16 protein-coding genes are annotated in these 14,855 nt (G+C 73.7%); 7 read left to right on the forward strand and 9 right to left on the reverse strand.

Annotated features, from left to right (window positions below; all coding sequences use genetic code 11):
- Positions 1-24: 24 nt before the first annotated feature.
- The 4 genes from AB0B63_RS01680 to AB0B63_RS01695 all read right to left on the reverse strand — a co-directional run bounded on the left by AB0B63_RS01680 (position 25) and on the right by AB0B63_RS01695 (position 3,469).
- The gene (locus AB0B63_RS01680; RefSeq protein WP_088645665.1) at positions 25-804 is read right to left on the reverse strand and encodes an HAD-IIA family hydrolase; all 780 of its coding nucleotides are present in this window, start codon (positions 802-804) and stop codon (positions 25-27) included.
- Positions 805-846: 42 nt separating this feature from the next.
- Positions 847-1,878 carry a ferrochelatase gene (locus tag AB0B63_RS01685; protein ID WP_357013727.1) on the reverse strand — a complete coding sequence of 344 codons (1,032 nt, stop codon included), beginning with the start codon at positions 1,876-1,878 and terminating at the stop codon, positions 847-849.
- 95 nt (positions 1,879-1,973) lie between these two features.
- Entirely contained in the window at positions 1,974-2,741 is a 768-nt protein-coding gene (gene fabI, locus AB0B63_RS01690; RefSeq protein ID WP_208570881.1) for an enoyl-ACP reductase FabI, read from the reverse strand.
- 23 nt (positions 2,742-2,764) lie between these two features.
- Positions 2,765-3,469, reverse strand: a complete 705-nt coding sequence (locus tag AB0B63_RS01695) for a beta-ketoacyl-ACP reductase (RefSeq protein ID WP_208570880.1) — start codon at positions 3,467-3,469, stop codon at positions 2,765-2,767.
- A 376-nt stretch (positions 3,470-3,845) separates the two neighbouring features.
- Here AB0B63_RS01695 and AB0B63_RS01700 point away from each other — a divergent pair, with 376 nt between their 5' ends.
- Positions 3,846-4,004: a hypothetical protein gene (locus AB0B63_RS01700; protein ID WP_208570893.1), complete on the forward strand. Its 159-nt coding sequence runs from the start codon at positions 3,846-3,848 to the stop codon at positions 4,002-4,004.
- A 134-nt stretch (positions 4,005-4,138) separates the two neighbouring features.
- On the opposite strand, the gene AB0B63_RS01705 is transcribed toward AB0B63_RS01700, so the two are convergent.
- Genes AB0B63_RS01705 through AB0B63_RS01715 form a run of 3 tightly spaced genes read right to left on the reverse strand, consistent with a single transcriptional unit; the run spans position 4,139 to position 7,184 of the window.
- The gene (locus AB0B63_RS01705) at positions 4,139-5,089 is read right to left on the reverse strand and encodes a VWA domain-containing protein (protein ID WP_208570879.1); all 951 of its coding nucleotides are present in this window, start codon (positions 5,087-5,089) and stop codon (positions 4,139-4,141) included.
- Entirely contained in the window at positions 5,086-6,096 is a 1,011-nt protein-coding gene (locus AB0B63_RS01710) for a DUF58 domain-containing protein (protein ID WP_357014375.1), read from the reverse strand. The genes AB0B63_RS01705 and AB0B63_RS01710 overlap by 4 nt, the downstream gene beginning before the upstream one ends.
- Positions 6,075-7,184 (reverse strand): MoxR family ATPase, encoded by a 1,110-nt coding sequence (locus tag AB0B63_RS01715; RefSeq protein WP_357013732.1) that lies wholly within the window; start codon positions 7,182-7,184, stop codon positions 6,075-6,077. Before AB0B63_RS01715 ends, AB0B63_RS01710 begins: the two co-directional genes overlap by 22 nt.
- Positions 7,185-7,424: 240 nt before the next feature.
- On the opposite strand from AB0B63_RS01715, the gene AB0B63_RS01720 reads away from it, so the two are divergent.
- The 3 genes from AB0B63_RS01720 to AB0B63_RS01730 all read left to right on the forward strand — a co-directional run bounded on the left by AB0B63_RS01720 (position 7,425) and on the right by AB0B63_RS01730 (position 9,870).
- Positions 7,425-7,655, forward strand: coding sequence for a hypothetical protein (locus AB0B63_RS01720; protein ID WP_208570877.1), 231 nt, complete (start codon positions 7,425-7,427; stop codon positions 7,653-7,655).
- Entirely contained in the window at positions 7,652-8,170 is a 519-nt protein-coding gene (locus AB0B63_RS01725; protein ID WP_307800004.1) for a PH domain-containing protein, read from the forward strand. Before AB0B63_RS01720 ends, AB0B63_RS01725 begins: the two co-directional genes overlap by 4 nt.
- 386 nt (positions 8,171-8,556) lie before the next feature.
- A complete protein-coding gene (locus tag AB0B63_RS01730; RefSeq protein WP_357014377.1) occupies positions 8,557-9,870 on the forward strand; it encodes a PH domain-containing protein in 1,314 nt (437 codons plus the stop codon).
- Here the strand turns inward: AB0B63_RS01730 and AB0B63_RS01735 are convergent, their stop codons facing one another.
- Positions 9,871-10,899, reverse strand: coding sequence for a phosphatase PAP2 family protein (locus tag AB0B63_RS01735; RefSeq protein ID WP_208570875.1), 1,029 nt, complete (start codon positions 10,897-10,899; stop codon positions 9,871-9,873). It abuts the gene before it with no gap.
- A 154-nt stretch (positions 10,900-11,053) separates the two neighbouring features.
- On the opposite strand from AB0B63_RS01735, the gene AB0B63_RS01740 reads away from it, so the two are divergent.
- Together AB0B63_RS01740 and AB0B63_RS01745 are read left to right on the forward strand one after the other, a co-directional pair.
- Positions 11,054-11,458 carry a hotdog domain-containing protein gene (locus tag AB0B63_RS01740; RefSeq protein WP_208570936.1) on the forward strand — a complete coding sequence of 135 codons (405 nt, stop codon included), beginning with the start codon at positions 11,054-11,056 and terminating at the stop codon, positions 11,456-11,458.
- Positions 11,455-12,285 carry an MBL fold metallo-hydrolase gene (locus AB0B63_RS01745; protein ID WP_357013736.1) on the forward strand — a complete coding sequence of 277 codons (831 nt, stop codon included), beginning with the start codon at positions 11,455-11,457 and terminating at the stop codon, positions 12,283-12,285. Before AB0B63_RS01740 ends, AB0B63_RS01745 begins: the two co-directional genes overlap by 4 nt.
- A gap of 93 nt (positions 12,286-12,378) precedes the next feature.
- Here the strand turns inward: AB0B63_RS01745 and AB0B63_RS01750 are convergent, their stop codons facing one another.
- Complete coding sequence (locus AB0B63_RS01750) at positions 12,379-13,311, reverse strand: carbohydrate kinase (RefSeq protein ID WP_357014379.1); 933 nt, start codon at positions 13,309-13,311, stop codon at positions 12,379-12,381.
- A gap of 338 nt (positions 13,312-13,649) precedes the next feature.
- On the opposite strand from AB0B63_RS01750, the gene AB0B63_RS01755 reads away from it, so the two are divergent.
- Entirely contained in the window at positions 13,650-14,789 is a 1,140-nt protein-coding gene (locus tag AB0B63_RS01755; protein WP_357013738.1) for a lytic polysaccharide monooxygenase, read from the forward strand.
- Positions 14,790-14,855: the final 66 nt, after the last annotated feature.

Below are 14,855 nucleotides of genomic sequence, written 5' to 3' on the forward strand. Positions count from 1 at the left end.
CGGATCGCGCCGGAACGGTACGGCTCAGATCTCGTCGATCAGGTCCAGCACCGAGTCGACGATGCGCGACGGCCGGTACGGGTAGCGTTCCGTCTCGGCCCGGGTGCTGATCCCGGTGAGCACCAGGATCGTCTCCAGTCCCGCCTCCAGGCCGCACAGGATGTCGGTGTCCATCCGGTCGCCGATCATCGCGGTGCTCTCCGAGTGGGCGTTGATGGTGTTCAACGCCGAACGCATCATCATCGGGTTGGGCTTGCCGACGAAGTACGGCTCCACCCCGGTCGCCTTCGAGATCATCGCGGCGACCGACCCGGCGGCGGGCAGCGCACCCTCCACCGACGGGCCGGTGACGTCCGGGTTGGTGCAGATGAACCGGGCCCCGTCGTTGATCAGCCGGACCGCCTTGGTGATCGCCTCGAAGCTGTAGGTGCGGGTCTCCCCCAGCACCACGTAGTCCGGGGCGAAGTCGGTCAGCACGTAACCGACGGCGTGCAGCGCGGTGGTCAGCCCCGCCTCGCCGATCACGTACGCGGTGCCGCCCGGCCGCTGGTCGGCGAGGAACTGGGCGGTGGCCAGCGCCGCCGTCCAGATCGCCTCCTCGGGCACCTCGAAGCCCATCCGGGTGAGCCGGGCCTGGAGGTCGCGCGGGGTGTAGATGGAGTTGTTGGTGAGCACCAGGAAGGGCTTGCCGGAGGACCGGAGCCGGTTGACGAACTCGGGGGCGCCGGGCACCGGCTGGCCCTCGTGCACCAGCACGCCGTCCATGTCGGTAAGCCAGCTCTGCACCGGTTTGCGGTCAAGCATCTGTCGTCCCAAGGGGGTGTCGGGGAGGGTGGGTCGTCGGCATCAGGGGCGGCGGGCGGCCGGCACGCAGCACGGGGTCGGGCAGCTGTCCCACATCGGCAGCTCACCGAGGCGACGGCGGATCGCCGGCCCGTCGGGCGTGGTGCGTTCGGCCACCAGTTCGCGCACCATCGAAACGAACCTCGGGTCGGTGCCGGGGGTGCCCGCCCGGACGAAGTCCAGACCGAGCTGCTTGGCCGTCTCCAACGCCTCGGTGTCGAGGTCCCAGACCACCTCCAGGTGGTCGGAGACGAACCCGATCGGGCTGACCACCACCCCGGTCACCCCCTGCCTGGCGAGGGCGGTCAGGTGGTCGTTGACGTCCGGCTCCAGCCACGGCACCTGGGGCGGGCCGGAACGGCTCTGCCAGACCAGGTCGTAGGGCAGGTCGGGTGCGGCGGCGGCGTGCACCAGCCGGGCGGTCTCCGCCAGCTGCGCGGTGTACCGGCCGCCGTGCGGGCCGGCGGTGGCCGCCGCTGAGGTGGGGATTGAGTGCGCGGTGAAGACCAGCCGGGTGGTGTCCCGCCGGGCCGGGTCGAGCTGGGCCAGCGCCGAGCGCACCGCGTCGGCGTGCGGCTCGACGAAGCCCGGGTGGTCCCAGAACTGCCGCAGCTTGTCGATCACCGGGGCGTCCGGGCCGACGGCGGCCCGCGCGGCGGCGATGTCCTCCTGATACTGCCGGCACGACGAGTAGCCGCCGTACGCGCTGGTGACGAACGCCAGCGCCCGGGTGATCCCGTCGTCACGCATCTGCGCCACGGTGTCGGCGAGCATCGGGTCCCAGTTCCGGTTGCCCCAGTAGACCGGCAGTTCGACGTCGTGCGCGGCGAGGTCCGCCCGGATCGCGGCGAGCAGTTCGCGGCACTGCTGGTTGATCGGGGAGACCCCGCCGAAGTGCAGGTAGTGCTCGGCGACCTCGGCCAGCCGCTCGGGCGGCACCCCCCGCCCCCGGGTCACGTTCTCCAGGAAGGGCAGCACGTCCTCGGGCCGCTCCGGGCCACCGAAGGAGACCAGCACCAATGCGTCGTACGACATGGGGTCATTCTCCCCCGCGCCCGAAGACGGCCCGACGACGCCCCCTGGTCGCGGGCGTGCCGCAGGGGCCCCGGTCCGGGGCCCCTGCGGGCGGTTCAGGCGCCGACGGCGTGGTAGCCGCCGTCGACGTGGACGATCTCGCCGGTGGTGGCCGGGAACCAGTCCGACAGCAGGGCCAGGCAGGCGCGGGCGGCCGGCTCCTGGTCGGTGAGGCTCCAGCCCAGCGGGGCGCGCTCGGTCCACGCCTGCTCGAACTGCTCGAAGCCGGGGATGGACTTCGCGGCCATGGTGCGCAGCGGCCCGGCCGCGACCAGGTTGCTGCGGATGCCCTGCTTGCCCAGGTGCACGGCGAGGTAGCGGGAGGTGGACTCCAACCCGGCCTTGGCCACGCCCATCCAGTCGTAGACCGGCCAGGCCTTGGTCGCGTCGAAGGTGAGCCCGACCACCGAGCCGCCCGGCGACATCAGCGGCAGCGCCGCCATGGCCAGCGACTTGTAGGAGTACGTGGAGACGTGCAGCGCGGTCGCCACGTCCTCCCAGGAGGCGTCGAGGAACCCGCCACCGAGGCAGCTCTGCGGGGCGAAGCCGATCGAGTGGACCACCCCGTCGAGTCCGTCGACGTGCTCGCGTACCCGGTCGGCCAGGCCGGCGAGCTGCTCCGGGCTGGTCACGTCCAGCTCGATGATCGGTGCCGGCTGCGGTAGCCGGCGGGCGATCCGCTCGACCAGCGAGAGCCGGCCGTAGCCGGTGAGCACGACCTGGGCGCCGTTGTCCTGGGCGAGTTTCGCCACCGAGAAGGCGATCGAGGCGTCGGTGATGACGCCGGTGACCAGCAGCCGCTTACCGGCGAGCAGTCCTGACATGTGTTGGCTTCCTCCGTACGTTCTCAGTGACCCATGCCGAGGCCGCCGTCGACCGGGATGACGGCACCGGAGATGTAGCCGGCGGCGTCCGAGGCGAGCCAGGTGACCACCCCGGCGACCTCGTCCGGCGCGGCGAACCGCCCGGCCGGGATGACCTTGCGGTACTCGGTGCGGCGCTCCTCGGGCAGCTTGGCCGTCATCTCGGTGTCGATGAAGCCCGGGGCGACCACGTTCGCGGTGATGTTGCGGCTGCCCAGTTCCCGGGTGATCGAGCGGGCCACCCCCACCAGGCCGGCCTTGCTGGCGGCGTAGTTGACCTGGCCGGCGCCGCCGTAGAGGCCGATCACCGACGAGATGAAGATCATCCGGCCCCACTTGGCCCGGAGCATCTTGGACGAGGCCCGCTTGGCGCACCGGAAGGCACCGGTCAGGTTGGTGTCGAGCACCCCGGTGAACTGCTCCTCGGACATCCGCATCAGCAGCGTGTCGTCGGTGATGCCGGCGTTGGCGACCAGCACCTCGACCGGGCCGAGCTCGGCCTCGACCGCGGCGAAGGCGGCGTCGACGGAGGCCGAGTCGGTGACGTCGCACCGGACCCCGAACAGTCCCTCCGGCGCGTCGCCGCTGCGGTGGGTGACCGCCACCCGGTCGCCCTGCTTGGCGAAGGACTGCGCGATGGCCAGTCCGATTCCCCGGTTGCCGCCGGTCACCAGCACGGTACGGGCCACTGTCCCCCCTCGTTTCCACTGATCATTCCGGTCGGAGCCTAGGCGTTACCGACAGGTAACCGCTAACGGTCCGCCACCGGCGGCCGGCCGAGTACGCGTTCGCGCAGTCCCCGTTGTACGATCATCGTCGTCCGCGAGCCGAATGCGACTCGCGTTTCCGGGCCCGCCGACCGCAGGAGGTGATCGCTGTGCGAGATAGCGATCCTCCCAGTCGTGGCCGGGCCCTCCGTCAGCCCCGCTGAGCCACGACTCAGTCGGTCGAGCTGACCCAGCTCCCGCTCCCCGCACCTCCCGTCTGCGGCCCCGGCCACAGACCGGTCGGTGGTGCCGTCCCGCGTCGGGACGCCCCGGTGGAGCAGCCCGGTCACGACTTCGCGTGTGCGCCCCGTTCAACCCTTTGCGGTCCGCCCCGCCCCCGCGGACCGCCCCGTCGCCACCGGAGCCGTTCATGAGCCGCTACGTCGCCCCGCTGAGCTTCACCCTCGCCGCCGTCTGGGTGGCCGTCGTGTTCGTGCTGGCCGGCGGCGGTCACTGACCACCACCGGCCGTCGCGCCGACCCGCACACCCCGGCGGGACACCCCGGACCGGGTCACCGCACCCCGGGACGTCCGCCAACCGCCGCACCACACCCCCGACGTCCAGCCGGGCGTCACAACATCCGGGACGCGTCACAGCATGCGGGACGTCCACAGCAGGCTCAGCCCGCCCGCGCAGAGCACCAGCAGCAACGCCGTCCCCGCGTACCACTGGGTGATCTCGCGGGGCTCGGTGCGGAACCCGATCGACGAGCCCATGTCCTGGTAGACCTGCTTCAGCTCGGCCACCGAGGCCGCCTCGTAGAAGTAACCCTCGGTGGTCTCGGCGAGCTGGGCCAGCGCCAGCCGGTCCACCGGCACCCGCTGCAACTGACCACCGATGTCGACCTGCCCCGAGTCGGTGCCGAACGCGATGGTGGACACCGGCACGTTCGCCGCCTGCGCCGCCGCCGCGGCCTCCTCCACCGACCGGCCCGAGGTGCGGAACCCGTCGGAGAGCAGCACGATCCGGGCCGGCGGAATGCCGGCCGCACCGTCGGCCGGTACCGACCGGATCGCCTCCAGGCAGGTGAAGACCGCCTCACCGGTGGCGGTCGCCTCGGCCAGGGTCAGCCCGTCGATCGCCGCCGTCACCACCGCCCGGTCCTTGGTGGGGGCCACCAGCACGTTCGCCGCCTTGGCGAAGGAGACCAACCCCAGGTTGTAGCTGGCCGGCAACTCACCGACGAACTGCTTCGCCGCCTCCTGCGCGGCCTCCAACCGGCTCGGCGACACGTCGTCGGCCTGCATGGACAGCGACACGTCGATGGCGAGCATCACGGTGGCCCGCTCCAACGGCTCCCGGGTGTCGATCGCCGGCCGGGCCATCCCGGTGGCCAGCGCCACCATCGCCAGCAGCAGCACGGTCGCCGCCACGTGCCGCCGCCACCCCAACCCCTTCGGCGCGAGGGTCCGCAGCAGGTCCACGTTGGTGAACCGCATCGCGTACGCCCGGCGGTGGCGCTGCCGCCAGACGTAGGCCGCGGCCAGGGCCAGCACCGGCACCAGCGTCAGCAGCCACCACGGTTGCATGAAACGGATCATCGCGTCGTCCCCCGGGTGCGGGCGTGCCGCTGGGCGGCCACGAATCGCACCATGTCCAGCAGCCAGTCTCGGTCGGTACGCAACACCAGGTGCCCGGCACCGGCGGCGCGCAGCTCGGTGGCGATCGCGCCGCGCTGGGCGGCGGCCGCCTCGGCGTAACGGCGGCGCAGCCGCGGATCGGCGGTCTGCACCTCGTGCAGCTCCCCGGTCTCCGGGTCCACCACCGGCAGCACCCCCACGTCGGGCAACTCCAGCTCGCGCGGGTCGACCACCTCGATGGCCAGCACGTCGTGCCGGACCCGCAGCTTACGCATCGGCCGGCCCCACTGCGCGGGCGGTGCGAGGAAGTCCGAGATCACCACGGCCAGGCCCCGGCGGCGCGGCGGCCGGTTGAGCAGGTCGATCAGCGCCCCCAGGTCACCGCGCCCGGGACGCAGCGGGGTGTGCGCCACCGCGCGCAGCAACGCCTGCGCCTCCCGCCGGCCGGAGCGGGCCGGCACCCGGGTCAGCGTCCCCGGCCCGGTGGGCTCCGGTGGTGGGGCGGAGCGCCACCGACGGGTGGGCGGGGCCGGCGGCGGGACCCCGGTGCCGATCACCGCGCCGATCCGGTTGCCGCCGCGCACGGTCAGGTGGGTCAGCGCGGCCGTCGCGGCGACCACCACGTCCCGCTTGAGCCACCGGCCGGTGCCGAAGTCCAGGCTCGCCGACAGATCCACCGCCAGCCACGTCTCCAGCTCCCGGTCGGCCACCGTACGCCGCACGTGCGGGGTGGTGGTCCGGGCGGTCACCGGCCAGTCCATCCGGCGTACGTCGTCGCCGGGGCGGTACTCGCGCGACTCCCCCGCCTCGCTGCCCGGCCCCGGCAGCAGACCCGCGTAGTCGCCCTGGAGCAGTCCGTCGAGTTTGCGGGTCACCAGCAGTTGCAGCCGGGACAGCACCGCCTCGTTGCGCTCCCCACCGGCGTCGGCCGGGCGTGCCGGTGCGGTCACGGGCGCTGCCCGGGCCAGCCGGCGGCCGGCGGGCCGCTGACCGGCGGCGGCGCGGACGCCTGCTGACGGGGCGCCACCGAGGGCATCGGGATGGTCGACATCACCCGGTGCACCACGTGGTCGGCGGGCACGTCGTCGGCCAGCGCGTCATAGCTGAGCACCAGCCGGTGGCGCAGGATGTCCGGCGCGATGTCCTGGACGTCCTGCGGCAACGCGTAGTCCCGGCCGCGCAGCAGTGCCAGCGCCCGGGTGGCCCGGATCAGGCCGAGCGAGGCGCGCGGGCTGGCCCCGTACTGGATCAGCCGGGCCACGTCGGGCATCCCGTGCTCGGCGGGACTGCGGGTGGCCAGCACCAGCCGGACGGCGTAGTCGACCAACGCGTTGTGCACGAAGACCTGGTCGGCCTTGCGTTGCAGGGCGAGCAGGTCGTCGGCGGTGAAGACCTGCGCCGGCACGGGCGCGGCGACCCCCATCCGGTAGACGATCTCCCGCTCCTCGGCGTCGGTGGGGTACCCGACGACGATCTTCATCAGGAAGCGGTCCCGCTGCGCCTCCGGCAACGGATAGACACCCTCCTGCTCGATCGGATTCTGGGTGGCCATCACCAGGAACGGGTCGGGCACCCGGTGGGTCTGGCCGCCGATGGAGACCTGCCGTTCGCTCATCACCTCCAGCAGTGCCGACTGCACCTTGGCCGGGGCCCGGTTGATCTCGTCGGCGAGCAGGAAGTTGACGAAGACCGGGCCCAGCTCGACGTCGAACTTCTCACTCGACTGCCGGTAGATCCGGGTGCCCATGATGTCGGCCGGCACCAGGTCCGGGGTGAACTGCACCCGGGCGAACTCCCCACCCACCACCCGGGCCAGGGTCTCCACCGCGAGGGTCTTGGCCACCCCCGGCACACCCTCCAGCAGGCAGTGCCCCCGGGCCAGGAGCGCCACGAACATCCGCTCCACCATCCGGTCCTGCCCGACGATCACCCGTTTGATCTCGAACAGCGCCCGCTCCAGCAGGGTGGCGTCCTGGGCGGGAGTGGTCACCGCCGCAGGTGTCTCGGGGGCCGTCCCGGTCGGGGTCGGGGCGTCGGGCGTGGTCGGCTGGGCCACCGGTCCTCCACAGCATGATCGGTCGTCGTGGCGTGGTGCGGTAACAAGACTCGCATGCCCGGCTGAGAGCCGAGGTGGGGAGAACCCGATTTCCGCCACGCCGTCCCGATCACCGAATCGCTGAACGAGGGTGGACACGAAGGGGTCTGCCACGTGTACGATTCACCCCGTCGCCGGGCGGCTCCCCCCGTGGCCGCCCGGCGCTCAAACCTCCGGTCCAGGCGTGCCTACACTTCCCTGGTGACCGATCCCACCCCCGCCGACGAGGCCCCCGTCTGTTCGTCGCGGGGGTGTCGCGCGCCCGCCAGCTGGGCGTTGCGCTGGAACAATCCCCGACTGCACACCCCCGACCGGCGCAAGACCTGGCTCGCCTGCCCGGCCCACCGGGGCAGTCTCGGCGACTTTCTCGACGCCCGGGGGTTCCTCCGGGAGGTCGCCGCGCTCCCCACATCGCATACCCTCGAAGCGTGAACGCTGCCGAGCCACCCCAGTCCCCGGTGAGCGCCCTGGAACCCTGGCCGGACACCGTCCGCTGGCAGCCGATCTCGACCGACCTGATCTGGGTCGAACTGCTCCGCCTGGCACTGGGCCTGGCGGTGCTGCTGGTCGGGCTGGCGGTGGGCTGGGCGCTGCAGGGGCACTGGCTGTTCGGCGCGGGCTGCGCCGTGGTGCTGCTCGGCGGCGGCTGGCGGGCGGTGACGATCGTCCGGGGCGTACACGCCTGGGGGTACGCCGAACGCGACGACGACCTGCTGGTCCGGCACGGGTTGCTGGTCCGCCGGTTGTCCATCGTGCCGTACTCGCGGATGCAGTTCGTCGACGTCAGCGCCGGCCCCCTGGAACGCGCCTTCGACCTGGCCACCGTGCAGTTGCACACCGCCGCGGCGGCCACCGACGCCCGGGTGCCCGGCCTGCGGCCGGCCGAGGCGTCCCGGCTGCGCGACCGGCTCACCGCCCTCGGTGAGGACCGGGCGGAGGGGCTGTGACCGACGGCCACCCCGGCCCCGGCGCGGCCCGTCCCGCCGACCCGACGCCCACCAGGCCCGCACCGTCTGACCCACCGGCACCGTCCGACCGTTCACCATCCGGCCCACCGGCACCGTCCGACCATTCACCATCGCACCGAGCGGCACCGTCGGGCCCAGCGGTGCCGTCGGGCCCAGCGGTGCCGTCGGGCCCAGCGGTGCCGTCGGGCCCAGCGGTGCCGTCGGGCCCGCCCATGCCGGGCGGGGTCGCCGCCCCACAGGTGGCGACCGTCCCGGACCGTTCCGAGTCCCCCGCGCCGGCGGGACCCGTCACCGGTCCGGATGCCGACCAGCCGGGGCCGACCGGTCCGGGCGCGACGGCCGCCGATGCGCCGCCCCGGCAACGGCTGCACCCCCTGAGCCCGGTGTTGCAGGGGGCGAAGTCCCTGTTCGTGGTGATCGCCGGCCTGTCCTGGTCGACCCTGTCCCGGGTCGGCTTCGGCTGGTTCGCCGTGCTGGTGGCGGTACTCGCCCTGGGCGCGACCGTGCTGGCGGTGGTCAGCTGGTACAACACCGGTTACCACATCGTCGGGCGGGAACTGCGGGTGCACGAGGGCCTGCTGTGGCGGCGCACCCGGGCGATCCCGCTGGAACGCCTACAGGCCGTGGAAGTGGTTCGCCCGCTGCTGGCACAACTCACCGGCCTGGCCGAGCTGCGCCTGGAGGTGGTCGGCGGCGGTAAGACCGAGGCGCCGCTGGCGTACCTCTCGGTGGCCGACGCGGCCCGGCTGCGGCAGCGGCTGCTCGCCGTGGCCGCCGGCACCCCGGACCAGGAGACCACCGGGGCGGTCCCGCCGACGCCCGGCGGCCCGGAGGTGGACGCCACCACGCCGACCGAGCGGGAGCCGGCGGGCCGGCCGCTGCACGCGGTGGGCAACACCGACCTGCTGGTCAGCCAACTCCTCACCCCCCAGGCGTTCCTGCTCCCGGTCGGGGTGGCCTTCGTGGTGGCGCAGTTCCTGTCCGAGGGCTCCTGGTCGTTCATCGCGGTCGCCAGCACCCTCACCGCGATGGCCGGCGTGCTGCTGCAACCGGTCCGCCGGGTCCTCGACGACTGGAGCTTCCGCCTGGCCCGCGAATCCGACCGGCTGCGCATCCACAACGGGCTGCTGGAGACCCGGATGCAGACCGTGCCGCTGGAACGGGTGCAGACCGTCGTGGTGACCTGGCCGCTGCTCTGGCGGATGAAGGGCTGGCTGCGGCTGCGGCTGGAGGTCGCCGGCTACTCCGGCGGCGAGACCGACGACCGCAACCGGCCCGACCGGCTGCTCCCCGTCGGCGACCTGGCCGTCGGCACGATGATCGTCGACGAGGTGCTGCCCGGGGTGCGGCTGGACGCGCTGCCGTTGACCCCGCCACCGCAGCGGGCCCGCTGGCTGCGCCCGCTCAGCGCCCGGGCGCTCGGCGCGGGGCTGCACGAGCGGGTGTTCGCCGTCCGGTCCGGTCTGCTCACCCGGCAGTTGGCGCTGGTGCCGTACGCCCGCATCCAGAGCGTGCGGGTGGTGCAGGGGCCGGCGCAGCGGCGGTTGCGGCTGGCGACCGTGCACGTCGACACCGCCGGTGGGTCGGGTGCCGCCGCGTACGACCGGGACCTGGCCCAGGCGTGGGCGCTCGCCGCGGAGCTGACCGCCCGGGGCCACGCCGCCCGCCGCGCCCGCTGATCAGCGCCGGGCGGACCCGGCCGGGGTGACGGCGACCGCAGCGTCGTCGGGTGACGCCGCGGCGGTGGGGCCGGCACGGCGGGCCTGGCGGGCCCGCCAGGCCCGCTCGGCCAGCCCGACGACCAGGAACGTCATCCCCACGTACGCCCAGCCCACCAGGACGTCGATGACGTAGTGCTCCCCGCTGTAGACCAGGGTGAAGGTCATCGCCAGCGGGTAGGCCAGCAGCAGCGGCCACCAGCGACGCCGGGTCGAGCGCAGGAAGAACAACACCACGAACAACGCCCAGGCGGTGTGCAGCGACGGCATCGCGGCGACCGGGTTGGAGGCGATCTGCCCGGCGTTGAGCAGGTTGCCCGCGCCGTGCATCCCGAACTCCTTCCACCCCCGGGTGGAGATCCGGGCGACCTCGGTGAGCAGACCGTTCTGCGCCGCCCACCACGGCGGAGCGGCCGGATAGACGAAGTAGGTCACCAGGCCGGCCGCGCAGAGGAAACCCCACCGCCGCATGTACGCCGCCCACCGCGCCCGGCTGCGCAGCCAGAGCACCGCGGCGGCGGCCAGCGTCACCACGAAGTGGGAGAAGTAGACCCAGCTGACCGCCACGTCCCACCAGCGCACGTCGGGGCGGTAGAGGTGCTGCTGGAGCCAGACCGTGGGCACCTCGCCCCCGGTCGCCCAGCCGAACATCAACCGGTCGGCGACGATCAGCTCGTAGGCGTGCGGGGTGCGGCCGTTGTCGGCGAACCCCCGGGAGAGGTTGTAGAAGGCGAGCAGCAGCACCACCGGGATCCAGTCCCGGGCGAACCGCAGGTGGCTGCGCCAGGGCCGGCCCCAGTTCCAGGCGACGGTGCCGGCCCAGATCCACAGGAAGGCGTACGCCGGGTCGGTGGGCAGGCCGATGGCCAACCAGGTCACCACGAAGGCGACGGCCCAGACGGACATCGCGATCACGCGGCGGCGTCCACCGGCGGACGCGCCGACGGACCCGGACGGGACGGGGGGCGGGGGCTCAGTCACAACGGCCATCGCGGTCAAGGTTAACGGTGGGCGACGCATCGACCACCGCCGACCACCTGTCGGGTGACCACCGGGCACGGGAGCCCGCCGACGGCGGCGGAAGCACCCGGCCGGCCGCCGATGTCCCGGCCGGCAGCGGGGGCCCGACCACTAGGCTGACCCCATGCTGGAACAGCCGGACGCACCGTTCCCGCCGGGGCTGACCGCCCGGGTGGAGCTGACCGTCGCCGACGCCGACACCGCGCGGGCCGTCGGCTCCGGTGACGTGCCGGTGCTGGCCACCCCCCGGGTGCTGGCCCTCGCCGAGGCCGCCACGGTGGCCGCGACGGCACCCCGGATGCCCACCGGCCGGACCACGGTCGGGGTCCGGGTCGAGCTGGCACACCTGGCCGCCACTCCGGTCGGGCGGACCGTGGTGGCCCACGCCCGGCTGGTCGAGGCCGACGGGCGGCGGCTGCTGTTCGAGGTGACGGTGACCGACGGCGACACGACGGTGGCGTCGGGCCGGGTGGAGCGGGCGCTGGTCGACCGGCAACGGTTCGTCGAGCGGGCGGCGCGGGTGTCATGACGAACCGGTTCGTGGAGATCGCCGACCGGGTCCACGTGCTGCGGGAACCGCTGCTCGACGTCAACGTCACGCTGGTGGTCGGCGACGGCGCGGCGCTGCTGGTGGACACCCTGTCCACCGCCGGTCAGGCCGCCGAGCTGGCCGCCGCGGCGCGGGCCGTCACCCCGCACCCGTGGACGCTGGTCAACACCCACCACCACTTCGACCACTGCTTCGGCAACGCGACGCTCGCCGCCGACCCACCCCGCCCGGTGTACGCGCACGAGGTGGCCGCCGCCGCACTGCGGGACCGGCCGGACCGGCTGCGCCGGGCGGCGTACGAGGAGATGCGGGCGGAGCATCCCGGGCTCGCCGCCGAGCTGGCCGGGACGACCCTGCTGGCCCCGACGCACACCGTGCACACCGAGACCGTGCTGGACGTCGGCGGCCGGCGGGTGGTGCTGCGGCACCCGGGGCACGGGCACACCGACGGGGATCTGGTGGTGCACGTGCCGGATGCCGACGTGCTGGTCGCCGGGGATCTGGTGGAGCAGTCCGGGCCGCCGGCCTTCGAGGAGTCCTACCCGTTGCAGTGGCCGGACGCCGTGGCCGACCTGCTGCGGATGAGCACGCCCGCGACGGTGGTGGTGCCGGGCCACGGCACGCCGGTGGACGTGGGGTTCGTCCGGGCCCAGCACGCCCAACTGGTCGAGCTGGCCTGGCTGATCCGGGCCGCGCACACCGGCGACGCCCCGCCGGAGCGGGTGGCCGCCGACTCCCCGTTCGGTGCCCGGCCCGGCCTGGTCGCCGCCCGCCGGGGCTACCGGGAACTCGACGGCACGCCCTGAGTCACCGGCCGCCGCGGGCGGCCGGACGGACTGCCACCGCGCCGGGCCCGACCGTCGACCCGGTCGCTGCGGTGACCGGGTGGGACGCCGCGCTCAGTCGGCGAAGCGGCGGCGTACCGCGTCCCGGGTGGGCATGGCGACCGCGCCGCCGGGTGACTCGCAGACCAGGCCGGCGACCCGCAGGGCGAACGCCACCCGCCGGTGCCAGCCGGTCGGCTCGGTCGGTTCGCCGTCGGCCAGCAACTCGGCGATGAGCGCGGCCATCACCGAGTCACCCGCGCCGGTGGCGTCCACCGCCTGGACCTTCGGCGCGGGCACCCGGACCGGGTCGGGACCGGCGGCGACCAGGGCACCGTCCGCGCCGAGGGTCACCACCACCGTGCCCGCGCCCACCTCCCGCAGGTACGCGGCGACCCCCTCGACCGGCTCGTCGGGCCAGAGGAGGGCGGCGTCGGCGCTGCTGAGCTTCACCAGGTGCGCTGAGGCGGCGAACTCCACCACCACCTGGCGCAGGCCGGCCAGTTCCGCCGGGCCGGACAGCAGCCGGGGCCGGACGTTGGGGTCGAAGACCCGCAGCCCGGGCGCGAGCGACCAGGCCCGCCGGGCGGCGGCGAGCGTCGGTGGGCGCAGCAGCACGATCGAGCCGCAGTAGAGCACGTCCGCGCCCTCGATCAGCGCCCCGTCCAGGTCGTCGGCGGCGAGCAGGCCGTACGACGGTGGTTCGCCGTAGAAGCGGAAGTCCGGCTCGGCCCCCGTGTGGGTGGTGACCGCCAGCGTGGTGGGTGCGGGCACGGTGACCGCGCCGGTCAGCCCGACCCCGGCGTCGGCCAGGAAGCCGCGGATGCGGCCGGCGAGCACGTCGTCGCCGAGGGAGCCGACGAACTCGGCGGTGCCGCCGAGCCGGGCCACCCCGACGGCGACGTTGAGCGGGCCGCCGCCGATCGCCTGCCGGAACACCGGCTGCCCCTCGGACTCGGCGTCCAACAGGTCGATCAGCGCCTCACCGAGCACCACCGCGTACCCCACGTCGCCTCCCAGCGCGTCGTCGTCGGCTACCAGGCTGGCACAACGGTCCATGCCGATCGGGGCCGGCCGGGCAACCAGATCCCACCCATCGAGCAACGACTATTGCGTGCTTCGTCCGGGCGTGATGGTATTGGGGTGCCGGGCCGGCGCGGAGGGCTGCCGCACCCGCTCGGCGATCAGCTGGGGTCTGACGCGAGAGGCACCGGTCCGTGGGCACGGACCGCCGACGGCACGCGCCCGTCGGCCCCTGTCGGGCCGCCGGCCAGAGCCGCGACCGACGCATCCCTCACCTTGTGCGGGGCGGGCGTTCGCGCCACCCCGCGGATCAGGAGAAGCTCGTGCTTCGTTCCCGTACGGCCGCGTTGTTCACCGCGGCCGCCACCCTCGCCTTCGGGGCTGTCGCCCTGACGGTGCAGCCCGAACCGGCCGCCGCACACGGCACGCCGATCGTTCCGGGCAGCCGGACCTACCTGTGCTGGCAGGACGGCCTGAGCCCCACCGGCGAGATCAGGCCGAACAACCCGGCCTGCTCCGCCGCCGTCGCCCAGAGCGGCACCAACTCCCTCTACAACTGGTTCAGCGTGCTCCGCTCGGACGCCGGTGGCCGCACCGTCGGCTTCATCCCCGACGGCAAGCTGTGCAGCGGCGGCAACACCGGTTTCGCCGGGTACGACCTGGCCCGCACCGACTGGCCGCTGACCCACCTGACGTCCGGTGCCCGGCTGGACTTCAAGTACAGCAACTGGGCGCACCACCCGGGCACCTTCTACTTCTATGTGACGAAGGACAGCTGGAGCCCGACCCGGCCGCTGGCCTGGAGTGACCTGGAGGAGCCGTTCCTCACGGTGACCAACCCGCCCCAGCGGGGCGCGTCGGGCACCAACGAGGGGCACTACTACTTCAGCGGGAACCTGCCGTCGGGCAAGTCCGGCCGGCACATCATCTACTCCCGCTGGGTCCGCTCGGACAGCCAGGAGAACTTCTTCGGCTGCTCGGACGTCACCTTCGACGGTGGCAACGGTCAGGTGACCGGCGTCGGCAGCGGCAACAACCCGACCACGCCGCCGCCCACCACCACCCCGCCGCCCACCACGACCCCGCCGCCGCCGACCACCACGCCGCCGCCGCCGACCACGACCCCGCCGCCGCCGACCACCACCCCGCCGCCGGGCAACAGCGACTGCATGGCGGTCTACAAGGTGGTCAGCGCCTGGAACGGCGGCTTCCAGGGTGAGGTCACCATCATGAACCACAGCACCCGCACGTACGGGGGCTGGGCGGCGAGCTGGACCTGGCCCAACGGCCAGGTGATCTCGCAGGTCTGGAACGGCTCGCTGAGCACCAGCGGGTCGACGGTGACCGTCACCAACGCCGCCTACAATGGCTCGATCGCGCCGGAGAAGACGACCACGTTCGGCTTCACGGCGAGCAGCACCGGCACCAACGGGCTGCCGACGGTCTCCTGCTCCGGCCGGTGACCCGACGCTGAACGCACACACCGGAGGCCCCCACCCGTCGGGTGGGGGCCTCCGGTCCGTCCGGGC

The sequence above is a fragment of the Micromonospora sp. NPDC049081 genome (genome assembly GCF_040648835.1).
Lineage (GTDB): Bacteria > Actinomycetota > Actinomycetes > Mycobacteriales > Micromonosporaceae > Micromonospora > Micromonospora antibiotica.

What these genes read in the sequence shown, in the direction of transcription:
- AB0B63_RS01680 (WP_088645665.1), bottom strand. Translation starts at nt 804, where the DNA reads ATGCTTGACCGCAAACCGGTGCAGAGCTGGCTTACCGACATGGACGGC.
- AB0B63_RS01685 (WP_357013727.1), bottom strand. Translation starts at nt 1,878, where the DNA reads ATGTCGTACGACGCATTGGTGCTGGTCTCCTTCGGTGGCCCGGAGCGG.
- fabI (WP_208570881.1), bottom strand. Translation starts at nt 2,741, where the DNA reads ATGTCAGGACTGCTCGCCGGTAAGCGGCTGCTGGTCACCGGCGTCATC.
- AB0B63_RS01705 (WP_208570879.1), bottom strand. Translation starts at nt 5,089, where the DNA reads ATGATCCGTTTCATGCAACCGTGGTGGCTGCTGACGCTGGTGCCGGTG.
- AB0B63_RS01735 (WP_208570875.1), bottom strand. Translation starts at nt 10,899, where the DNA reads ATGGCCGTTGTGACTGAGCCCCCGCCCCCCGTCCCGTCCGGGTCCGTC.
- AB0B63_RS01740 (WP_208570936.1), top strand. Translation starts at nt 11,054, where the DNA reads ATGCTGGAACAGCCGGACGCACCGTTCCCGCCGGGGCTGACCGCCCGG.
- AB0B63_RS01745 (WP_357013736.1), top strand. Translation starts at nt 11,455, where the DNA reads ATGACGAACCGGTTCGTGGAGATCGCCGACCGGGTCCACGTGCTGCGG.